The organism is Rhodococcus sp. ACS1 (assembly GCF_002300155.1).
Taxonomy (GTDB): domain Bacteria; phylum Actinomycetota; class Actinomycetes; order Mycobacteriales; family Mycobacteriaceae; genus Rhodococcus_F; species Rhodococcus_F koreensis.
In genome coordinates, this window is record NZ_NSDZ01000003.1 from 103,065 (window position 1) to 124,596 (window position 21,532).

The following is a 21,532-nucleotide window of genomic DNA, read 5'->3' on the forward strand; positions in this document are numbered from 1 at the left end:
GGGGTGGTGCTGGATCAGTTGACGGCGGCGGGCCGGTGGCGGCTGCGCAGACCGGGCTTGTCGATCTTGCCGACGGGGTTGCGGGGCAAGGCGTCCACGATGTGAATGGCCACGGGCAGTTTGACTTTCGTCAGCCGGTCGCGCAGATGGTCGTCGAGCTGATCGTCGGTGACCGGGCTGTCGGGGTAGGCGACGACGTAGGCGACCGGGACCTCGCCGTACACGTCGTGCGGGGCGCCGATCACGGCGGCCTCGAGGACGTCGTCGTGGGTTGCGAGGGCGTTCTCGATCTCCTTGGGGTAGATGTTCTCGCCGCCGCGGATGATCATGTCCTTGATGCGGTCGACGAGGGTGAGGTAGCCGTCCTCGTCGAGGCGTCCGACGTCGCCGGTGTGCAGCCAGCCGTCGACGACGGTGCGTTCGGTTTCGTCGGGCCGTCCGAGGTAGCCGCGCATCACGTTCGCGCCCCGGATCACCACCTCACCGACGGTCCCCATCGGTGCCGGTGCGCCGGACTCGTCGACGATCGCGATGGTCTGACCCGGCAGCGCGGGCCCGACCGTGCCCAGCTTGCGGACGCCGCCCGGCGGGTTGCACGCCGACGCGCACGTCCCCTCGGTCAGCCCGTAGCCCTCGACGATGACGAGACCGAAACGCTGCTCGGCGCGGTCGAGGAGTTCCTTCGAGATCGGGGCGGCCCCGCACACCGCGAACCGCAGCGACGAGAGGTCGGTGTCGGCGTCCTGGGAAACCAGCAGGGCGTAGATGGTCGGGACGGCGGAGAAGTACGTCGGGCGCAGTCGGGCGACGTCGTCGAAGAACCGGGCCGGAGAGAACCGTCCGGTGACGCTCAGCTGACCGCCGGCCAGCATCGGAGCAAGGAAGCTGACGCAGATCGCGTTGACGTGGAACAGCGGCAGGATCAGCAGACAATGGTCGTCGGCGGTCAGCGAGAAGTGCTGAACCATCGACGAGCTCATGAACTGCAGATTCTCGTGGGTGAGCATCACACCCTTGGGGCGTCCCGTCGAACCGGACGTGTAGATCAGCAGCGCGAGGTCGCCGGCGCCGGCGGTCGGGCCCAGCGCCCAGTCGGGGTCGGGGCTGGCCGCCATGTCGTCGACGGCGATCGTCGGCCGTCCGCCGGTGGGTGCGTCCGGTCCCTCGTTGACGACGAGAACTGCGGCGGCGTCCGCGATCTGATATTCCGCCTCCGTCGCGGTGAAGGTGGGATTGACCGGGGTCGCGGCCGCCCCGATCCGCCAGGACGCCATGAGGGCGACGAGCAGTTCGGCGCGGTTGGGCAGCATGATCGCGACGACGTCACCGCGACCGACGCCGTGCCCGGACAACTGCGCGGCGAACGCGTCGACCCGCTCCGCGAACTGCCGGTAGGTCAGGTCGAGGCGGTCGTCGCGCAGGCACGGCGCATCAGCGCGCTGTGCGGCGCGGTCCCAAGCGAAATAGCCGATGTGCGACACGATTTCGATCCCCTTCGGTGGTGGTGTGATGTACGACACTATCGGCGGGTTTGGGGGTGGGAAACGGTCTCGGGGGCTCGAGTTCGGACGCCGCGTTGTCGGTTGAGCACAACCGCAGGGGCCCGGGGGTTGACACCGCGCCGCGGCCGTGGTCAATATATGCAAATGCTTAGAAAATAAGCAGATGCTTAGAACTGAGGGGCTGCAGGTCCGCACCGACCGCCGTCCACCACGTCAATCGGTAGGAGTTACCCATGCCCGAGGCCGTCATCGTTTCCATCGCCCGTTCCCCGATCGGTCGTGCCATGAAGGGGTCGCTGGTCGGCATGCGCCCCGACGACCTCGCCGCGCAGATGGTGCAGGCGGCCCTCGACAAGGTGCCCGCACTCGACCCGACCGACGTCAACGACCTCATCCTCGGTTGCGGTCTGCCCGGCGGCGAGCAGGGCTTCAACATGGGCCGCAACGTCGCCGTCCAGCTCGGCTACGACTTCATCCCCGGCACCACCATCACCCGCTACTGTTCGTCGTCGCTGCAGACCACCCGCATGGCGCTGCACGCCATCAAGGCCGGTGAAGGCGACGTGTTCATCTCCGCCGGCGTCGAGACCGTCTCCCGATTCGTCAAGGGCAACTCCGATTCGCTGCCCGACACCCAGAACCCGCTGTACGCCGACGCGCAGACCCGCACCGAGAAGCTGGCCCAGGGCGGCCAGCAGTGGGTCGACCCCCGCGAGGAGGGCCTGGTCCCGGACACCTACATCGCGATGGGCCAGACCGCGGAGAACGTCGCCCAGGTCACCGGCATCACCCGCGAGGAGCAGGACCGCTGGGCGGTGCGCTCCCAGAACCGCGCCGAGGAGGCCATCAAGAACGGCTTCTTCGCACGGGAGATCACCCCGGTCACCCTCCCCGACGGCACCGTCGTCAGCGCCGACGACGGTCCCCGCGCCGGCACCACCTACGAGGCCGTCTCCCAGCTCAAGCCGGTGTTCCGCCCGGACGGCACCGTCACAGCCGGCAACGCGTGCCCGCTCAACGACGGCGCCGCCGCCCTGGTGATCATGTCCGACACCAAGGCCAAGGAACTCGGCCTGACCCCGCTGGCCCGGATCGTGTCCACCGGGGTGTCCGGGCTGTCGCCGGAGATCATGGGACTCGGCCCGATCGAGGCGTCCAAGCGCGCCCTCGCGATCGCGGGGCTGGGCATCTCCGACATCGACCTCGTCGAGATCAACGAGGCGTTCGCGGTGCAGGTGATCGGGTCGGCGCGGGAGCTGAACATCGACGAGGACAAGCTCAACGTCTCCGGCGGCGCGATCGCCCTCGGTCACCCGTTCGGCATGACCGGTGCCCGCATCACCGCCACCCTGCTCAACAACCTGACCACCCACGACAAGCAGTTCGGCCTCGAAACCATGTGCGTCGGAGGCGGTCAGGGCATGGCCATGGTCCTCGAGCGGCTGTAGGCGGCTCCGCCGCCCGTGAGCCTTTTTGGTAGCCAGAACAACCAGAAAGGCGCACGGGCGCGAAGCGCCTAGGCCAGGCCCGACAGCGGCGGCGGGGTGTTCTCGTCGCGCCAGGCGATGGCCTCCTTCAGGGTGCTCAGGTCGTAGTCGGGACCGCCCACACCCACGGTGAAGAGCGTGACACCGGCGTCGACATGGGCCGCCGCGTCGTCGACACCCGGCCACGACGTCGAGTGCTGGATGCTTTCCGGGCTGCGTCCCGCATCGTGTGCGTACCCGGCCAGGATCCCCGACTTACGTTGGTACGTGTCCATGTCGCTGAAGCTGTGCCAGATGTCGCCGTATTTGCCGACCAGCGGCAACGTCTTCTTCTCGCCGCCGCCGCCGATGAGAATCGGAATGTGCCGGGTGGGCGCGGGTTCCAGCTTGGCGAACCGGGCGGTGATCCGCGGGAGGTACTCGGCCAGCAGGTCGAGGCGCGACCCGGCGGTGCCGAATTCGTAGCCGTACTCGTCGTAGTCGCGCTCGAACCAACCGGAGCCGATGCCCAGGATCAGGCGTCCGCCGCTGATGTGGTCGACGGTGCGGGCCATGTCGGCGAGGAGGTCCGGGTTGCGGTAGCCGGCGCACGTGACGAGCGCGCCGATCTCCACCCGTTCCGTCTGTTCGGCGAACGCCCCGAGCATCGTCCAGCATTCGAAGTGGGCGCCTGCGGGGTCGCCGTACAGCGGGTAGAAGTGATCCCAGTTGAAGACGATGTCGACGCCGGCGTCCTCGGCCCGCAGCACCGCGTCGCGGATCATCCCGTAGTCGGGCGCGTGTTGCGGCTGAAGTTGGACGCCGATGCGAACTGGACGAGTCATTCTGGCTCCTCGGAGTAGACGGTGGGCCTTCTCGATCCATACTGCTCGCGCGACGGCCGGGCGCACAACGAACCGCCGAGCGGACGGTCGCCGTGGAAGACTGGGCGTGTGAAGGTCACCCAGCGGCCCGACCCGCCCACCGGCTTCCGGCGGGCGTTCTTCCGCGCGCCGATCTACCTCTACCGCTGCCACCTCGGGTTCCTGCTCGGCGGCCGGTTTCTGCTCCTCGAACACGTCGGGCGCAAGACCGGCGCCCGCAGGCAGGTCGTGCTCGAGGTGGTCAACCACGACGCCGTCGGCGACGGGTACGTGCTGGCCGCCGGGTTCGGTCCCAAGTCCGATTGGTACCGGAACCTGCGGGCGCAGCCGAACGCGACGGCCCAGGTGGGCCGCCGGCGACTGTCCGTGACAGCCGAATTCCTCGATCCCGAGACCGGTGCGGACTTCATGGCGCACTACGCGGCGGAGCATCCGAAACTCGGGATGCGGATCGCCCGGGGCATGGGCTTCGACGTCGACGGCAGCGCGTCCGACTTCCGGGCGGCGGGCCGCGAGATCCGTTTCGTCAGGCTGCGTCCCCTCGTCTGACCCAGGCTCGGGTACCGGATCGGACGCCGCACCCTGATGCTCCTCGGCGGTGCCGGGTTCGCCGCCGCGTCGGTGGTCGCCGCCTTCTCCACGAGTCCGGAGATGCTCATCGCCGCACGCGCCCTGCTCGGCATCGCCGGGGCGACGCTGGCGCCGTCGACACTCGGCCTGATCAGCACGATGTTCCGCGACGCCAGACAGCGGTCGGTGGCGATCGGACTGTGGATGATCGGGTTCATGGGCGGCGCCGCCGGACCCGTCGTCGGCGGATTCATGCTCGAGCACTTCTGGTGGGGCTCGGTGTTCCTCCTCGGCGTGCCGGCGATGGCCCTGTTGTTCGTCATTGAATCGCTGGTGTTCTTCACCGCCCAGTTCCTGCAACTCGTCGCCGGTCTCACACCGCTGCAGGCGGGGTTCGCGATGCTGCCGGCGGCGCTCGCGGCGATCGTGAGTTTCGGTGGGGCTCCGATACTCGGCACCGGGATCGTCGTCGGTTCGGTGCCCAGCGCGAAAGTCGGCTCGGCGGCCGCGATATCCGAGACGAGTGCCGAGTTCGGGTACGCCATCGGGCTCGTCGTCGTGGGCAGTCTCGGCGCGCTCGTGTACCGCACCCAGCTGGCCATCGCCCCGGACGTTCCCGGTGAGCTGGCGGAATGGGCACGCGAAAGCCTTGCCGGCGGTGCGAATTCGGCCGCGCAACTCGGGCCCCGCGGCACCCCTGAGTGGGCGAATGTGCCGTCCGTCGCCTCGGATGCGCCGAAAGGTACGTTCGCCCGGCCGTCCGGGCGTCAGTTCAGCCGCACCCCGCCGGCGAGGAGCATGGTCCGCAGGACGAACGCCGCCTCGGGGCCGATGATTTCCCCGACCAGGGTGAGGTAGCGGTCCACGTATTCCGGTCCGTGCGGCGCGACCGTCGGGTATTCGGGATCGGACGGGTCGAGGTGGTGGGCGATCTCGTGCAGCACCACCAGTTCGCGGAACGCCCAGGCGTTGCCGTTCCGGTGCTCGGGTACGGCGATTGTCGCGCAATCGCTTTCGTAGTGCGCGGCCTTGTTACCCGACCTTGCCCGGACGTGGATCGGGGTGGCCGCCCGCGTCCACGTGGATCGCACCCAGTTCAGTGCGAGCACGCGGTCGACGTAGTCCTGCACCGAATCGATGGACGCGAACTTGCGTTCCACCGGCAGCGTCACCTGCGAACCCAGGACGTCGACGACCCGCAGGCCGCGTTCGTCGGCGCGGTCGAACATGATGCGCACCAACGCTTCGGCGTCGTAGACGGCGGTGCGCTGAGTGTCGCGGGGTCGCTTCACGACGGGATCTGTCTGCGTGCGACAGACAGTTCGGGAGAATTGCTCAACCGTGCGGTCCGGGCGGCGCGATCCCCCGCCCGCTGTGCACTCGACGAATGTCCGGCGGACGCCCGGCCGCCGCGCCACGTGCCGCGGGCCTGCGAGTTCTCCGAGTAGTAGTCCTTCAGCTCGAGCTGCTTGTCGCGCAGGACCAGCGCCGTCTCCGCCGACGACTCCGGCACCGACACCGCCTGCTCCTCGGCATCCTTCTTGGCGTCGGCGAGGCGCTGCCCGACCCGCGCGGCGTAGGCGAGCTGGAAGTTCAACCGGGCGGTGACGCCGGCGACGGGGCGTCGCACCCGGGTTGCGACCCGGCGGCGTCCGCGCGTCTCGACCTGCGTCCGGACCGTCGTCTCGTCGCGGTACTCGCCGGACTTGATGTAGGCGTCGGACGCGCGGACCATCTGGATCAGCAGACTCGCGTACAGGGCCTCGCAGATGTCGATGTCGCCGGCGAACCCGTACGCGTAGATGACGGCCGAAGTCTGGGCGATGTCGCACTGCACGTCGTTGGCGGCGGCGATCGCCAGGAACAGCTGCGCGTACGTCCGCAGACCCTTCTTGCCGGGTTCACCGATCGTGATCAGCCGTTGCGTGGGAGTCGCCCGCTTCTCCCGGCCTGCCGCGTGGGCGCGCGCCACCGCGAGGTCGATCGAGGAGGCGGTGGCGAGCCGCTGAGCCGCCGCCATGAAGGCCTCGCCCTCGTGCGGGTTGTCGGTGGATTCCGCCTGCCGGAGGAGCCCACCGATGCGGGTCAGCATCTTGTCGGAACTCACCAGGGCAGGCTACGCCCGTGCGTGGTTGACGAGTCCTGACACTCCTTGACCGCGCACGGGCGGCGAAGCCGCCTACAGCCGCTCGAGGTCGTCGCGGATCAGGTTTGCGCCGGTGAGACCGATGCCGGTGATCCACACCCGGTAGTCGGTCTGGCGGACGCCGTCGCGTCGTGACGGCCCCATCTGCCCGACGAGGACGGGGTCGATGCCCAGGTCACCGGGTGCGCCCGTGTTGGCGACGAACGCGATGTCGGAGTCGATCCGGGCGACGTTCTCGAGCGAGATCTCGGACATGTCGTTTTTCGCGTCCCACGGCTGCCCGGTGATGGTGTAGCCGGCGGCGGTCAGCACCGAACCCGAGAACGTGCCGGGACCGTGGAGGCGCAGTCCGTCGTCCATCACGCGGATGACGTGTGCGGTGCGGCCCCGGGTGGTTTCGCTCAGCGCGGCGGCGCGGGCGTGGAACTCCGACAGTTTCTGTTCGGCGGCCTGCGTTTCGCCCATGGCCTCCGCGAACAGCCGCAGCGTCCCCTGCCAGTCGACGGCGGGCGACACGGAGAAGACGGTGGGTGCGATCGTCGACAGCGCGTCGTACAGGTCACCGTGCCGCTGCTTGCTGCTGAGGATGAGGTCGGGCTGCAGCGCGGCGATCGCCTCGAGGTTCGGTTCGGCGATCGACCCGACGACGGTGGTGCTGTCCAGTCCGCCGCCGAGGTAGGCGGGCAGCGCGTCGGCGGAACCGGCCTGAGCCGCGCCGACCGGGATCTTCCCGAGCGTGACCACGGTGTCGATGGGCAGGCTGTCGAGGGCGACGATGCGACTGGGCCGGTTGCTCACCGTCGTCGTTCCCATCGCGTGGGTGACCGTCCGCCGGCCGCCGCTGTCGCCGTCCGACGCCGCGTCGGGTCCCGCGCACGCGGCGGTGAACGCGGCCAGCGCTGCTGCTCCCAGCCCGGCACCGAACTGTCGTCGCGTCAGGGCGTCGACGATTTCCTGCCATTGGACGTCGGTGACATTCGGGGAGCACGTGGCTGAACGCATCCTGGACCTCGATCTCGAAGGGGGTGGAAGATAGGCGAACCTAACCTTATACAGTCCGTGTGTGAGTGTGCAGACGACGACGCCGCCCGAGGGGTGGACGCCACCGGCCTGCGCGGCGCTCTCCCAGTCACTGCAGGAGCCGTTGTGCGGCACCGCACCCCGGGTGAGCGGATGGCTGCTGATCGAGCAGCCCGGACCGTGGGGCCGCGACCGACTGCGGCAGAGCCGCCTCGACCCGGTCCTCGGCGACGCACTCGCCGCCCGGTGCGCCGACGCAGGGGTGCGTCCGGCGCTGATCCGCACCCGGCAGCGCCGCGACCTCGCCGCCGGACGGCACGTCTATCTCGCCCGGCCGGGCCGCGCCGACGGCTGGGCGGAACGACTGCTGGTGCGCGAGTACCGGGAACTGCTCGACCTGGACCTCACCGTCGACGCGCCACCCGGGCTCGGGGATCGTCTCGACGCCACCGAATCACTGTTCCTGGTCTGCACCCACGGCAAGAAGGACGCCTGCTGCGCGTCGTTCGGACGCCCCGTGGTCACCGGCCTCGGCCATCGCGGCGGCCGGGTCTGGGAGTCGACGCACGTCGGCGGCGACCGGTTCGCCGCGACCATGGTGTGCCTGCCGTCCGGCATCTATTACGGGAGGGTCACGGGCGAGGCCGCGGAACATATTGTCGCCGAGCACGATCGCGGGCGGCTGGTGCTCGAACACTACCGCGGCCGGTGCACCGACGACCCGGTGCTGCAGTTCGCCGAGCACACCGTCCGGGCGGAGCGGTCGCTGCTCGGACTCGACGACGTGATCCCGCTGTCGGCGGTCCCACGCCAGGACGGCGACACCGACGTCCTGGTCAGGCACCCCGGCGGCACCGACCGGGTCCGGGTCCGCACGACCCGCGCCGAACCCCGCCTGACCGCCTGCAGCGCCGGTGTCGTGGACAGCCCGGACCGGTTCGAGGCGGCTCCGCCCGTGCGCCTTTCTGGTAGCTAGGACAACCAAAAAGGCGCACGGGGCGCGAAGCGCCCTGTGTTCACACGGTATTCACGCCCCCGTTTCATTGCGGCGTTCATCCCCAGCTGTGGAGAAACCTGTACATGAATCCGACCAACATGATTCGGACCGAGGGGAATTCGTACCGGACCAACCCACAGGTGAGTGAGAAAGTGTGTCAACAGGTACATTTTCACGCACCTGAGCGCGGCGCCGGGTAGAAGGGACTTCGACGTTCATGGCCACAGTGACCTATGACGGTGCCACCTGCCTGTTCCCCGGCTCGGACAAGCCGGCCGTCGACACGCTCGACCTGAAGATCGAGGACGGCGAGTTCCTGGTCCTCGTCGGCCCGTCCGGCTGCGGCAAGTCGACGTCGCTGCGGATGCTGGCCGGGCTCGAGGACGTCCACAGCGGGCGGATCCTCATCGGTGACCGCGACGTCACCACGCAGGAACCCAAGGAACGCGACATCGCGATGGTGTTCCAGAACTATGCGCTGTACCCGCATATGTCGGTCGCCGAGAACATGGGTTTCGCGCTGAAGCTTGCCGGCGCCGCGAAGGACGACATCCGCACGCGGGTCGAGGAGACGGCGAAACTCCTCGACCTCGAGCCGTACCTGGACCGCAAGCCGAAGGCGCTGTCCGGCGGTCAGCGGCAGCGCGTCGCGATGGGACGCGCCATCGTCCGGCAGCCGCAGGTGTTCCTGATGGACGAGCCGCTGTCCAACCTCGACGCCAAGCTCCGGGTGCAAACGCGCACCCAGATCGCGCAGCTGCAGCGGCGCCTCGAGACGACGATGGTCTACGTGACGCACGACCAGGTCGAGGCCATGACCATGGGCGACCGGGTGGCCGTACTGAAGGACGGGGTGCTGCAGCAGTGTGCGTCGCCGCGCGACCTCTACAACCGGCCGGCGAACGTGTTCGTCGCCGGTTTCATGGGGTCGCCGTCGATGAACCTCTTCACGCTGCCGATCACCCCGGACGGGGTGCTGCTCGGCGACGCGACCATCCCCCTGCCCCGGCAGCTGCGTGCCGACTCCGACGAGCGTCAGGTGGTCGTCGGGATCCGCCCGGAGCACCTGGAACTGTCGACCACCGGCATTCCGATGGAGGTGGCGGTGGTGGAGGAACTCGGATCCGACGCCTACATCTACGGCCGCAGCACCGTCAACGGGGAGACGCAGCAGTTGGTGGCCCGCGCCGACTGGCGGAACCCGCCCCGCAAGGGTGACCTGGTGAAACTGCACGTCGACCCGTCGCAGGTGCACCTGTTCTCGGCGTCCGAGGGGTACCGGCTCAGCTGATCGCGGCGTCTCCTGACCGATTCAGGTCGGGGGTAATGCCGGACTTAGACGGTGTTCCATGCCACAGTATGTTCCGACGCCGCAGCGGTGCCGCGAAATCTCGTCGCACCGTGGCGGGGTTCATCCACCTTTACCCACGGGGAGACTCCATGGTTCAGATTTCGAGAGCGGTCCGGCGCGCCGCGGTGTTTGCCACCGCCGCCTCGCTGGTCACGCTCACCGCTTGCTCGAGCGACAGCGGCAGCGATTCCACGTCGGAGAACCTCGACGGTCGCGGACCCATCACGTACGTCGAGGGCAAGGACACCACCGAGACCGGTGTCGTCCGCCAGATCATCGACGCATGGAACGCCGAGCACCCGGACGAGCAGGTGACGTTCAAGGAGCAGTCGAACGACGCCGATCAGGCGCACGACGACCTGGTCCAGCACCTGCAGGCCAAGCAGTCCGACTACGACGTCGTCGCACTCGACGTCCCCTGGACCGCGGAGTTCGCGGCCAAGGGCTGGCTGCAGCCGCTGACCGGCGAGTTCGCGGTGGACAACACCGGAATCCTCCCCGCAACGGTCGACAGCGCCACCTACAACGGCACCCAGTACGCGGCGCCGAAGAACACCAACGGCGGCCTGCTGTACTACCGCAGCGACCTGCTGCCCGCCGCACCGAAGACGTGGACCGAGCTGGCCGCCGCGTGTGAGGTCGCGAAGACCAACAACATCGACTGCTACGCCGGTCAGTTCGCACCGTACGAGGGCCTGACGGTGAACACCGCCGAGGTCATCAACGCCTACGGTGGCTCGTTCGTCGGTGAAGACGGCAAGACCCCCACGGTCGACAGCCCCGAGGCCCGCGCCGGCCTCCAGGTGCTGGTCGACAACTTCAAGAACGGTGACATCCCGGCTCAGGACACCACGTTCAAGGAGCCCGAAAGCCAGAAGGCGTTCGAGGACGGCAAGTCGCTGTTCCTGCGCAACTGGCCGTACGTGTACGGCACCGCCGACAAGGATTCGTCCGCGGTGAAGGGCAAGTTCGCGGTCGCCCCGCTGCCCGGCAAGGACGGCATCGGCGCCTCGACGCTCGGCGGCTACAACGCGGCCATCAGCGCGTACTCCGAGAACAAGGCGACGGCCCGCGACTTCCTCACCTTCCTGCAGGGTGAGCAGGCACAGCGGATCATCGCCATGGGCTCGCTGCCGCCGGTCCGCGCCGCACTGTACGACGACCCGGAGATCATCGCCGCGTTCCCGTTCATGCCGACGCTGAAGGTGTCGATCGAGAACGCCGTCCCCCGCCCGGTTACGCCGTTCTACCCGGCGGTGTCGAAGGCCGTGCAGGACAACGCCTACGCTGCCATCAAGGGTGAGAAGTCGGTGGATCAGGCGATCACGGACATGCAGTCCGGTATCCAGTCCGCAGGCTCGTAGAGCACAGGAGTGAACATGGCCGTTCCGACTGGCACCACCAGTGGAGCGCCGGCCGGTACCGCGGCCGGGGGTTCCGACCCCGGCCGCGGTTCGCGTGAGAAGAGCGAGAACACGCGAAGCTCCGGGCTGAGCGGTCGTCGCGCGTGGATGTTGGTCGTACCGACGCTCGTCGTGCTGGCCGTCGTCATCGGCTACCCGGTGGTCCGGGCAGTGGTGATGTCGTTCCAGAAGGACGCGGGACTCGATCCGACGACCGGCATGTTCGTCGAGGGCGGCTGGGCCGGATTCACCAACTACACGCACTGGATCCTGCAGCAGTGCACGTCCCCGAGCGGGGTGGCGGTCGCGTGCCCGCCCGGCACGCTCGGCTCCCAGTTCTGGTCGGCCGTCGGGAACACCGCGTTCTTCACGGTCGTGACGGTGACTCTCGAGGTCGCGATCGGCCTGTGGATGGCGATCATCATGGGCAAGACGTTCAAGGGCCGCGCCCTGCTGCGCGCGGCGGTCCTGATCCCGTGGGCCATCCCGACCGCGGTCACCGCCAAGCTCTGGTACTTCATCTTCGCCTACGACGGCATCGCCAACCGCCTCCTCGGCACCGAGATCCTGTGGACTTCGGACGCCTGGCCGGCCCGGTTCGCGGTGATCATCTCGGATGTCTGGAAAACCACCCCGTTCATGGCCCTGCTGATCCTCGCCGGGCTGCAGATGATCCCGCAGGACGTGTACGAGGCGGCGCGGGTCGACGGTGCCTCCGCCTGGCAGCGGTTCCGGCAGATCACGCTCCCGCTGGTGAAGCCAGCGCTGATGGTCGCGATCCTGTTCCGCACCATGGACGCCCTGCGCATGTACGACCTGCCCGCCATCCTGACCGGCGGAAACCCGGCCACCACGACGGTGTCGATCCTCGTCGTCGACCAGGTGCGGCAAGGGTTCAACAGTGCGTCCGCACTCTCGACCATCACGTTCCTCCTGATCTTCGCGGTGGCATTCGTGCTTGTGAAATTCCTCGGCGCCAACGCCGTCGAAACTCAGGAAGCCCAGCGAAAGGGCCCGAAGCCGTGACCCATCGCGCCCCGGAGCTCGAACTCCCGAGCAAACCCCCCGTCCGCAACCGTCCGAAGCGGCTCGCGTTCAAGAACTCCCGCATCTACATCGGCGTCGCGATCATCCTGGTCTGGGGACTCGCGCCGTTCTACTGGATGATGGTGACGGCGTTCCGCGACCCGGACTACACGTTCGACACCACACCGTGGCCCACGCACGTCACGCTCGAGAACTTCCAGAACGCACTGTCGACGAGCAGCGGCAACAACTTCACCCGCGCCGTCGTCAACAGCATGATCATCGGCGGAATCACCACCGTCATCGCGCTCGCCGTCGGCATCTTCACCGCCTACGCGCTGGCCCGCATCGAGTTCCGGTTCAAGTACGTGGTGGTCGGCATCGTGCTCGGCGCGTCGATGTTCCCGGTCGTCGCCCTGGTCACCCCGCTGTTCCAGCTGTTCACGAACATCGGCTGGATCGGCACGTACCAGGCGATGATCATCCCGAACATCTCGTTCGTCCTGCCGCTCACCATCTACACGCTGACGTCGTTCTTCAAGGAACTTCCCTGGGAACTCGAGGAGGCGGCCCGCATCGACGGCGCCAGCCGCGGTCAGGCGTTCCGGCTGGTGATGCTGCCGCTCGCGGCGCCGGCCCTGTTCACCACGGCCATCCTCGCGTTCATCGCGACCGTCAACGAGTACCTGTTGGCCAGCCAGCTCTCCAGCGACGCCACCGAACCGGTCACGGTCGCGATCGCCCGGTTCTCCGGCAACGACCCACACGTCGTGCCGTACGCGGCGATCATGGCGGCGGGCACGATCGTCACCATTCCGCTGGTGATCATGGTGCTGCTGTTCCAGCGTCGCATCGTGTCGGGCCTGACGGCCGGCGGCGTGAAGAGTTAGGCGGGGTCGGTCGTGCATCCGGTGGCGAAGCGGCAGCGGCTCGAGGTCCTGATCGGTATCCTCGGGTTCTTCACGGTGATGGCGTTCGTCGCCGCGGTCGTCGAGGTGTTCCGCGGCGACCCCGGCGTCACCCCTGCGCTGGTATTGCTCGGGTGCCTGGTGCTGTCGGGGCTGGCGATCACCGCCCGGAAGCGTGTGCGCTGAAACCGTCCGGCCGGTACGGATAGTTGCTGAGCGATAGCGCGCCGCACGCCACGCCTCCAGTCGTTCACATAACATACGTACGGGTGGGTGCGACGATCATCCGTGACCGGATAACTGACCGGGAGTGTGTAAGTGAGTTCAGGCAACGACGCGACGGACAATCGTGCCTCCGATCCCGGAGACACACCGCCCGCAGACGACGGTTCGGCCGAGACGACCACCCCACCACCGGACGGGACGAAGAAGCGCACCCGGTGGCGCACGGTCCGCCGGGTGAGCCTGGTCGTGATCGCGTTGCTGCTGGTCATCCCGCTCGTCGTCTTCCTGGTCAGTTACATCCGCGCCGAGGTCCCGCGGCCGTCGGACATGAAGACCAACCAGGTGGCGACCGTTTTCGCCGCCGACGGCACCACCGAGCTGACCAAGGTGATCCCGCCGGAGGGTAACCGCACCGAGATCGCGCTCGACGCCATTCCCCAGCACGTCCGCGACGCCGTCCTGTCGGCGGAGGACCGCAACTTCTACTCCAACCCGGGGTTCTCCGTCACCGGGTTCATGCGTGCCGCCCGCGACAACGTCCTCGGCAAGGAAAGCGCGGGCGGCGGGTCGACGATCACGCAGCAGTACGTCAAGAACGTGCTGGTCGGCGCGGACCGCAACGTGTACCGGAAGATGCGGGAACTCGTGATCTCCACCAAGATGGCCCGCGAGTGGTCGAAGGACGAGATCCTCGCCGCCTACCTGAACACCATCTACTTCGGTCGCGGCGCATACGGCATCGAGGCGGCGTCGCGCGCGTACTTCGACAAGCCGGTCGGCGACCTCACCGTCGCCGAGGGCGCGGTGCTCGCCTCGGTGATCCAGAGCCCGTCCTACCTCGACCCGGAAGCGAATCTCGACCAGTTGCAGGCGCGGTGGAACTACGTGCTCGACGGCATGGTCTCGATGGGTGTGTTGAGCCAGCAGGACCGCAGTGCCGCGGAGTTCCCGGTCACGGCGCCGTCCAACCGGCCCACCGACGCCAACTCCGCGCCCGGCCCCGACGGCCTGATCCGCAACCAGGTGCTGCGCGAGTTGTCGGATGCGGGGATCTCCGAGCAGACCCTCAACACGGAGGGCCTGCAGATCACCACCACGATCGACCCGCGGGCGCAGCAGTCCGCGATCGACGCCGTCCACGACAACCTCGAAGGTGAGGATCCGGTGCTGCGGACCGCGGTCGTGTCCATCGACCCGCGCACCGGCGGTGTGCGCGCATATTACGGCGGCGAGGACGGCGCCGGCTTCGACTACGCGCAGGCGCCGCTGCAGACGGGGTCGTCGTTCAAGGTCTTCGGCCTGGCCGCCGCACTGGATCAGGGCATCCCGCTCTCGGCCCGGTTCAGCAGTGCTCCCCTTACTGTCGGCAGTGTGCAGATCGGCAACGTCGAGGGCGAGTCCTGCGGCACGTGCACCATCGCGGAGGCGACGAAGCGGTCGCTGAACACGAGCTTCTACCGGTTGATGATGTCGATGGACAACGGCCCGCAGGCCATCGCCGACGCCGCGCACAAGGCGGGCATCCCGGACTTCATTCCCGGCGTGCAGGGCAAGACGCTCAGTGAGAACGGCGGCGAACCGGAGGGCGGCATCGTCCTCGGCCAGTACCTGTCGCGGCCGATCGACATGGCGTCCGCGTACGCGACGCTCGCGGCGTCCGGGGTGTATCACCAGCCGTACTTCGTGCAGCGTGTCGTGACCGCCGACGGTATCGTGCTCCTCGACCGGGCGCCCAGCCCCGGCGAGCAGCGACTCGACGCGGCCGTCGCCGACAACATCAGCCAGGCCCTGATGCCGATCGCCTCGTACTCGCGGGGCCACGCGCTGGCGGGGGGACGCCCGTCCGCGGCGAAGACCGGCACGGCGCAACTCGGCGACACCGGTGAGAACAAGGACGCCTGGATGGTCGGCTACACGCCGTCGCTGTCGACGGCGGTGTGGATCGGTAAGGCCGACGCCACCGCCATCAACAACACCTGGGGCGGGCTGATCTACGGTTCGGGTCTGCCGTCGGACATCTGGAAGGACACGATGGACGGCGCGCTCGACGACACCGACTGGGAAGACTTCCCGTGGCCCGACCCGATCGGCGGCCAGGCCGGCGTGCCGACGTGGAGCGGTCAGACCGGCGGCGACGGAACGGCTCCCGGCACCAGCGGGGCCGTCCCACCACCCGGCGCGCCCACGCCCGCACCGGTCGAGGTTCCACCGCCGGCCACCGTCCCGGTGCCGCCCGTCCCACCGGTGCCCGCACCCGTCCCGGCGCCGACCCAGATCGAAATCCTGCCGGGCGTCATCATCCCGCTGCCGGGTTAGCCGAGGTTCTGGAACCCGCCGCGCGGCGGAGTTCGGTGCGGCAGCACCACAACTCGCAGCGCGGCGCGGAGGCTTTCCTTCGTCTTGGCCCAGGCCCGCGCCTCGTCCTCGCACATGTCGGCCTCTTTGGCGTCCTCTTCGCGGGCGAGTTCGCCGTTGTGCCGCCACTCGATCTCCTGCTCGGAGCAGAGGCGGAGGAATTCCAGGATGGTGTCGCGGTCGCGTCCGCAGATTTCCGCGACGTCGTCGGGGTCGAGACCGCTCTCGGAGTCGAGGTGGATCAGGGTCACGAGGGCGGCGGGGAACTCGTCCGCACATTCGTGCTCGGCGGACGAGGCGGTGGCCTCGGGTGTGGAATTGATCTTGCCGCCAAGCTTTTCGGCGAACGCGTCGTCGACGGTGTCCACGAAATGCTCGAACATCCGGAACACCGACACCAGATGATCGGCGACGAACGGTGACCCGTCGACACGCATGACGGCGACCACGTTGTCGACGATGAGCAGGAACTTGATGTCGGGCCACTGGCGGTTGAGGTCGGCCAGCGCCTCCGCCGTGCGCGTGCGGTCGCTGATCGTGTGGACCACGCGGGCGAACACCTCGACGCGGGCGTCCTCCTCGAACACCCGCACATATGTGGGGAGGTCGCCGACCCACACGAGGATGTCGCCGTCCGCGTCCTTGCCCGGTTCCTGCTCGAGCATGGCCTCGACCGCGGCGTCGACACGGTCGCGCAACCCGGTGCCGTCGCGGAGCTGGGCGGGGACGTCGGCGGTACCGAACTCGGCGGTCTCGTCCCGGCCGCCGGTGATCGCCTTCAGGAACGAGGGGTGCAGAAGGTCCCAGATCTCGCGGAACACGGTGACCGTCATCGACGCCAGCAGGTGGGCGTCGTCCCGGTCGGCGTCGAGGTAGTACGACGCGGAGCCGTTGCCCTCGTCGACGTGCTCGCACAGGTCGGGGCGGTTCCAGCCGAGTTCGATCAGCCGTTCGTGCTCCTCCGCGGTGAGCGCCCGCGCCGGGTGCAGGAAGCGGTTGGACGGCACCTCGCACCGCACCCTGTCGCCGGCCCACGCGAAGAACCGCACACACGCGGCGGTCTCGACGAGGCCCTCGTCGACGCTGTCGTACTGCGACTGCAGCACCAGTTCGTCGTCGTCCTCCATCGCGTGCACATAGCCGGTCAGACGGTCCTGGAGCTCGGTCCAGGCGTCGTCGATCTCGCGATCGAAAGTGTTGTCGGACATCACGCCTCCCTCGATGAATCCTGGGTGTCACCGTAGAGGGAGGGTCTGACAAGAAGTCGAACACAAAGGCGAATGCACCTTTCGTCGCCGTGAAGACGACGAAAGGTGCATTCGCCCGTAAAGCTGTGTGGATTACTCCGCGTCGATGATGAACGCCTCGAGCTCGATGCGAGCCTTGTCGTCCGCCATCTGGACCGGCGGGGACTTCATCAGGTACGCGGACGCCGGGTAGACGGGTCCGCCGATGCCGCGGTCCTTGGCGATCTTGGCTGCGCGGACGGCGTCGATGATGATGCCCGCCGAGTTCGGGGAGTCCCAGACCTCGAGCTTGTACTCCAGGTTCAGCGGAACGTCACCGAACGCGCGGCCCTCGAGGCGGACGTACGCCCACTTGCGGTCGTCGAGCCAGCCGACGTGATCGGACGGGCCGATGTGCACGTTGCCCGGACCGAGGTCGCGGGTCAGGTTCGACGTCACGGCCTGCGTCTTGGAGATCTTCTTCGACTCCAGGCGGTCGCGTTCGAGCATGTTCTTGAAGTCCATGTTGCCGCCGACGTTCAGCTGCATCGTGCGGTCGAGCTGCACGCCGCGGTCTTCGAAGAGCTTCGCCATCACGCGGTGGGTGATGGTGGCGCCGACCTGCGACTTGATGTCGTCGCCGACGATCGGGACGCCGGCGTCCTTGAACTTCGCGGCCCACTCGGGGTCGGACGCGATGAAGACGGGCAGGGCGTTGACGAACGCGACACCCGCGTCGATGGCGCACTGGGCGTAGAACTTGTCGGCGTCCTCGGAACCCACGGGCAGGTACGAGACCAGCACGTCGACCTTGGCGTCCTTCAGAGCCTTGACGACGTCGACCGGCTCGGCCTCGGAGATCTCGATGGTCTCGGCGTAGTACTTACCGATGCCGTCGAGGGTGGGGCCGCGGAGCACCGGAACGTCGGCCGGCGGGACGTCGGCGATCTTGATGGTGTTGTTCTCGCTGGCGAAGATGGCCTCGGACAGGTCGAATCCGACCTTCTTGGCGTCGACGTCGAACGCGGCGACGAACTGCACGTCGCGCACGTGGTACTTGCCGAACTTGACGTGCATGAGGCCGGGAACGGTCGCCGTCTCGTCGGCGTCCTTGTAGTACTGCACGCCCTGAACCAAGGACGAGGCACAGTTCCCCACGCCCACAATGGCTACGCGCACCGCGGTGCTGTTCTCACCCATGGTCGGGTTCTCCTTTTTTCTTAGGTGTTGCTGTCGATTGCTCGGCGGCGATCAGCTCGTTGAGCCAGCGCACTTCACGCTCGCTGGACTCGAGACCGAGCTGGTGGAGCTGCTTGGTGTAGCGATCCAGCGTGCCGCTCGCTTTTCCGATCGCGTCGCGGAGTGCCTCCCGGCGCTCCTCGACCTGGCGTCGTCTGCCTTCGAGAATCCGCATCCGCGCCTCTGCGGGTGTGCGGCTGAAGAAGGCGAGATGAACGCCGAATCCATCGTCGGTGTAGTTCTGCGGACCCGTGTCGGCGACCAGTTCCTTGAACCGCTCCTTGCCGATCGGCGTGAGCTGGTAGACGCGGCGGGCGCGACGCTTGACGGTCCCCGGAGGACCTGCGTCCTCGGCGATCAATCCGTCCGCCTGCATGCGTCGGAGCGTCGGGTAGAGGGAACCGTACGAAAAGGCGCGGAATGCACCCAGGAGTCCCGTCAACCGCTTGCGTAGCTCGTATCCGTGCATGGGTGACTCGTGGAGCAGCCCGAGAATTGCCAATTCGAGCATGTCCACCCCCTGAGTCGCCCGACCTAACCGTGTGATGCGATTCAAAACTATATCGCACCGATATATACGACGATACGCCCGCTCGATACATGAGACAAGCCGTCACAGGTTGTCAACCCTGGTCCGGGCGCACGCAAGCGCCGACGATGTTTCAGGGGGGCGGGACAGCCGCCCGGACGCTCAGCCCTCGTACGGGTAGATGTCGAACGGCTCGCCGTCGAATCCGACGACCATGTGCCCGCTGTCGCCGTCGGCGTTCTTCACGTGGATGGAGATGGTCGGCGGTCCGTCGTCGGAGCCGGGTTCGTAGCCGAAGGACACGATCTCCACCGCACCGTCGGGGACGCGCAGGGTTTCGGGTGCCCCGGCGAGCAGTCCGGCGATCGCGACCTGGTCGACGGTGCCGAGGTCGAAGGACCTCTCGTCGGCGGCGCGGCTCGAGGAACTGCCCCAGTCGTCGAACTCGCCGTCGTAGAGGTAGGAATCGGACTGCCTCGCGGTGCCGGCGGCCGGCCGGTCGACGACGGCGTGTTCCGGGTAGAGGCCGACGTCGTCGGCGACGGTGTCGCCGTACTCGGCGCGGTACTCGTCGAGGAAGAAGTGCAGGCCTGCGCCGGTGGTCAGGTTCGGCACCGATTTCGACGGGCCGAGGTCGCTGTTCGCGACGACTCCGGCGATGCCGCCGACGGCGGCCGCGGCGAAAACGAGGATCGCTGCGTACACCCATCGCCGGGGCGATCGGCGGCGGCGCGGCGACACGACGGGGCTGGCCGCGAGCCGGCTGGGGATCTGCAGGTCCCCGATCAGGCGTCCGAGTTCGTCGAACGTCTTCGCCCGCATCGCCGTGGACGTGCGGGAGGCGTGTTCCGAGGCGGACAGTTGACCGTCGGCGAGGGCGGCGTCGAGCAGCCCGCACGCGTCGGCGCGGTCGGAGTCGCGGGCGCGGATACCGGCGAGTGTGGTCCTGGGCATCTGCGTCCTATCGGCCGAAGGGGCGGACGCTCAGTGGTTCACCGGACGGGGTGAGTTCCATGTATCCGCTCTCGCTGAACTCGTTGTTCACGTAGACCGACACGGTGGGGCCGGCGCTGTCGGTCTGGAACGAGATGTGACTGACTTTTCCGTCGGGGACATTCAGGCTCACCGGGGCGCCCGCGACCGTTCCGCCGATCCTGTCCAGGTTCAGCGTCGTCAGGTCGAACACGGGGGTGTCGACCTTCCGGGTGGTCGGGGTGCCGGACGGCGTGAACCCGCCGCGGTAGTCGTAGCTCACCATCCGGTTCGGTTCGAGTGGGAGCGCGCGTTCGAGGCTGGCGTGGCCGCCCTCGTAGAGGGTGAGGTCGTCGACGATCAGGTCGCCGAACTTGGCGCGGTACCGGTCGAGGAACACCTTCATGCCCTCGGGGGACACAGGGTTCGGGGTCGCGACGACCAGCGGTTCGACGGCATCGAAATCGATCTGCTGCGCGACGGGCGTCACGGTGGCCTCTGCGTCGTCGCCGTCGGCGAGGGTGAAGGCGCCGACCGCCGCCGCGACCGCGACCGCGGCGACGGCGAGCGGGAACCAGGGCCTGGCGGTGTCGCGCGGGGGCCGGGCGTCCGGCGGTGCGTCGGCGGGCCGCTGCAGGTCGCCGACCAGAACGTCGAGGTCGGCCAGGGTGCGGGCCTCCGAGGCGAGTTCGGACATCGCGCGGTGCTCGGCCTTGTTGATCTGGCCGTCGCCGAATGCGGCATCGAGCAGTGCGGACGTGTTGGCTCGATCGATGTCACGTGCCCGCGTGTTCGGCGGGTATCGGCTGGCCACCCGAGGATCTTAGAGCGCAAACCCCTAGTTCGCGGGGTTCACCTGCCAGACGTCGCCGCCGAGGGTCGCTCGCAGGTAGCCGCCGCCGGTCTGGGCCTTGTCGTAGACGTACACGTTGATGGTGGGTCCCTTGCCGCCGTCGGCGAGGAGGACGTGCCCGATGCTGCCGTCCGGGACGCCGACCAGCCGCGGTGCGTCGGCGACGAGCGCGACGAGTGCGGGGACGTCGACCTGGGCGAGGTCGACCTCGCCGGTTCCGGGAAGGCGCTGCGTGCGGGTGCCCGAGCTCTTGAAACCGCCGCGGAAGTCGTACCGGTCGACCTTCTCGGGGGCGTCCGGGGCGGTCCGCGACAGGATCGCGTACTGGTCGTACAACCCCAGTTCGTGGACGGTGAGGTCGCCGAACTTCTGCCGGTACTGCTCGAAGAGGGCGTAGATCCCGTCCTGGGTGAGGGGCTGCGCCGCTCCCACGATGATCGGCTCGACGGCGGGCACCGCGACCTCCGGCTGGGCCAGGGGCTTCTCGACCTGCGCCGGGACCGGCGTGACGACGGGGTCCGGGCCGTCCTGCTCGGTGAGGGCGAGACCGATCGCGCCGACCGCGATCACCGCCCCGCACGCGACCGCGATCCGCAGCGCCCGCCGGGGTGATCCCGGGGTCCGGACGGGTGCCTGTTCCGTGACCGCCGAGGGCAGCTGCAGGTCGCTGATCAGCAGGTTCAGCTCGGCCAGGGTCTTCGCGGACATGGCCTGGGCGGACCGGTCGTGGTACTCGCCGGCACCGAGCTGGCCGTCGGCGTACGCGGCGTCGAGTTGGCTGCATGCGTTGACCCGGTCGAGGTCACGTGCGCGAGTCTGCGAGGACGGTCCTGAGGCCACATCGGCATCGTAGTGCGGTA

At 68.3% G+C, this 21,532-nt stretch carries 21 protein-coding genes; 10 read left to right on the top strand and 11 right to left on the bottom strand.

The features are described from left to right. Positions 1-14: 14 nt before the first annotated feature. Positions 15-1,481 carry a class I adenylate-forming enzyme family protein gene (locus CJ179_RS10985; protein WP_095861692.1) on the bottom strand — a complete coding sequence of 489 codons (1,467 nt, stop codon included), beginning with the start codon at positions 1,479-1,481 and terminating at the stop codon, positions 15-17. 254 nt (positions 1,482-1,735) lie between these two features. Between CJ179_RS10985 and CJ179_RS10990 the strand changes: the two genes are divergently transcribed. Beyond that, the gene (locus CJ179_RS10990; RefSeq protein ID WP_095861511.1) at positions 1,736-2,950 is read left to right on the top strand and encodes an acetyl-CoA C-acetyltransferase; all 1,215 of its coding nucleotides are present in this window, start codon (positions 1,736-1,738) and stop codon (positions 2,948-2,950) included. A 68-nt stretch (positions 2,951-3,018) separates the two neighbouring features. On the opposite strand, the gene CJ179_RS10995 is transcribed toward CJ179_RS10990, so the two are convergent. Next, the gene (locus CJ179_RS10995) at positions 3,019-3,813 is read right to left on the bottom strand and encodes an LLM class F420-dependent oxidoreductase (RefSeq protein WP_095861512.1); all 795 of its coding nucleotides are present in this window, start codon (positions 3,811-3,813) and stop codon (positions 3,019-3,021) included. 108 nt (positions 3,814-3,921) lie between these two features. Between CJ179_RS10995 and CJ179_RS11000 the strand changes: the two genes are divergently transcribed. Continuing rightward, positions 3,922-4,401, top strand: a complete 480-nt coding sequence (locus CJ179_RS11000; RefSeq protein WP_072945177.1) for a nitroreductase family deazaflavin-dependent oxidoreductase — start codon at positions 3,922-3,924, stop codon at positions 4,399-4,401. Between the two features lie 18 nt (positions 4,402-4,419). Then, a complete protein-coding gene (locus CJ179_RS11005; protein ID WP_257015456.1) occupies positions 4,420-5,280 on the top strand; it encodes an MFS transporter in 861 nt (286 codons plus the stop codon). Here CJ179_RS11005 and CJ179_RS11010 read toward each other — a convergent pair. The 3 genes from CJ179_RS11010 to CJ179_RS11020 all read right to left on the bottom strand — a co-directional run bounded on the left by CJ179_RS11010 (position 5,190) and on the right by CJ179_RS11020 (position 7,570). Continuing rightward, entirely contained in the window at positions 5,190-5,714 is a 525-nt protein-coding gene (locus tag CJ179_RS11010) for a TIGR04338 family metallohydrolase (protein WP_072945182.1), read from the bottom strand. The two genes, CJ179_RS11005 and CJ179_RS11010, sit on opposite strands and share 91 nt — an antisense overlap. Next, positions 5,711-6,529: a DUF2786 domain-containing protein gene (locus tag CJ179_RS11015; protein WP_072945185.1), complete on the bottom strand. Its 819-nt coding sequence runs from the start codon at positions 6,527-6,529 to the stop codon at positions 5,711-5,713. Before CJ179_RS11015 ends, CJ179_RS11010 begins: the two co-directional genes overlap by 4 nt. Before the next feature lie 72 nt (positions 6,530-6,601). Continuing rightward, on the bottom strand, positions 6,602-7,570 hold the full coding sequence (locus tag CJ179_RS11020; RefSeq protein ID WP_095861514.1) for an ABC transporter substrate-binding protein: 969 nt from the start codon (positions 7,568-7,570) through the stop codon (positions 6,602-6,604). 61 nt (positions 7,571-7,631) lie between these two features. Here CJ179_RS11020 and CJ179_RS11025 point away from each other — a divergent pair, with 61 nt between their 5' ends. From CJ179_RS11025 to CJ179_RS11055, 7 genes are all read left to right on the top strand, one after another. After that, complete coding sequence (locus CJ179_RS11025) at positions 7,632-8,564, top strand: sucrase ferredoxin (protein ID WP_095861515.1); 933 nt, start codon at positions 7,632-7,634, stop codon at positions 8,562-8,564. A 238-nt stretch (positions 8,565-8,802) separates the two neighbouring features. Beyond that, positions 8,803-9,876 carry an ABC transporter ATP-binding protein gene (locus tag CJ179_RS11030; RefSeq protein ID WP_072945191.1) on the top strand — a complete coding sequence of 358 codons (1,074 nt, stop codon included), beginning with the start codon at positions 8,803-8,805 and terminating at the stop codon, positions 9,874-9,876. A 149-nt stretch (positions 9,877-10,025) separates the two neighbouring features. Continuing rightward, entirely contained in the window at positions 10,026-11,300 is a 1,275-nt protein-coding gene (locus CJ179_RS11035; protein ID WP_095861516.1) for an ABC transporter substrate-binding protein, read from the top strand. A gap of 15 nt (positions 11,301-11,315) precedes the next feature. Further along, the gene (locus CJ179_RS11040; RefSeq protein ID WP_072945195.1) at positions 11,316-12,365 is read left to right on the top strand and encodes a carbohydrate ABC transporter permease; all 1,050 of its coding nucleotides are present in this window, start codon (positions 11,316-11,318) and stop codon (positions 12,363-12,365) included. Beyond that, a complete protein-coding gene (locus CJ179_RS11045) occupies positions 12,362-13,255 on the top strand; it encodes a carbohydrate ABC transporter permease (protein WP_095861517.1) in 894 nt (297 codons plus the stop codon). Before CJ179_RS11040 ends, CJ179_RS11045 begins: the two co-directional genes overlap by 4 nt. A 12-nt stretch (positions 13,256-13,267) precedes the next feature. Beyond that, complete coding sequence (locus CJ179_RS11050) at positions 13,268-13,459, top strand: hypothetical protein (RefSeq protein WP_095861518.1); 192 nt, start codon at positions 13,268-13,270, stop codon at positions 13,457-13,459. 132 nt (positions 13,460-13,591) lie between these two features. Beyond that, positions 13,592-15,814 carry a transglycosylase domain-containing protein gene (locus tag CJ179_RS11055; RefSeq protein ID WP_095861519.1) on the top strand — a complete coding sequence of 741 codons (2,223 nt, stop codon included), beginning with the start codon at positions 13,592-13,594 and terminating at the stop codon, positions 15,812-15,814. Here CJ179_RS11055 and CJ179_RS11060 read toward each other — a convergent pair. From CJ179_RS11060 to CJ179_RS11085, 6 genes are all read right to left on the bottom strand, one after another. Then, complete coding sequence (locus tag CJ179_RS11060; RefSeq protein WP_095861520.1) at positions 15,811-17,061, bottom strand: hypothetical protein; 1,251 nt, start codon at positions 17,059-17,061, stop codon at positions 15,811-15,813. The genes CJ179_RS11055 and CJ179_RS11060 overlap by 4 nt on opposite strands. 132 nt (positions 17,062-17,193) lie before the next feature. Continuing rightward, on the bottom strand, positions 17,194-18,279 hold the full coding sequence (locus CJ179_RS11065; RefSeq protein ID WP_072947297.1) for an inositol-3-phosphate synthase: 1,086 nt from the start codon (positions 18,277-18,279) through the stop codon (positions 17,194-17,196). Beyond that, positions 18,272-18,829, bottom strand: a complete 558-nt coding sequence (locus CJ179_RS11070) for a PadR family transcriptional regulator (RefSeq protein WP_005264441.1) — start codon at positions 18,827-18,829, stop codon at positions 18,272-18,274. The genes CJ179_RS11065 and CJ179_RS11070 overlap by 8 nt, the downstream gene beginning before the upstream one ends. A 180-nt stretch (positions 18,830-19,009) precedes the next feature. Further along, a complete protein-coding gene (locus CJ179_RS11075; RefSeq protein ID WP_095861521.1) occupies positions 19,010-19,801 on the bottom strand; it encodes a DUF1707 domain-containing protein in 792 nt (263 codons plus the stop codon). Positions 19,802-19,808: 7 nt separating this feature from the next. Further along, positions 19,809-20,633 carry a DUF1707 domain-containing protein gene (locus CJ179_RS11080; RefSeq protein WP_095861522.1) on the bottom strand — a complete coding sequence of 275 codons (825 nt, stop codon included), beginning with the start codon at positions 20,631-20,633 and terminating at the stop codon, positions 19,809-19,811. Between the two features lie 24 nt (positions 20,634-20,657). Continuing rightward, on the bottom strand, positions 20,658-21,512 hold the full coding sequence (locus CJ179_RS11085) for a DUF1707 domain-containing protein (protein WP_095861523.1): 855 nt from the start codon (positions 21,510-21,512) through the stop codon (positions 20,658-20,660). Positions 21,513-21,532 lie beyond the last annotated feature (20 nt).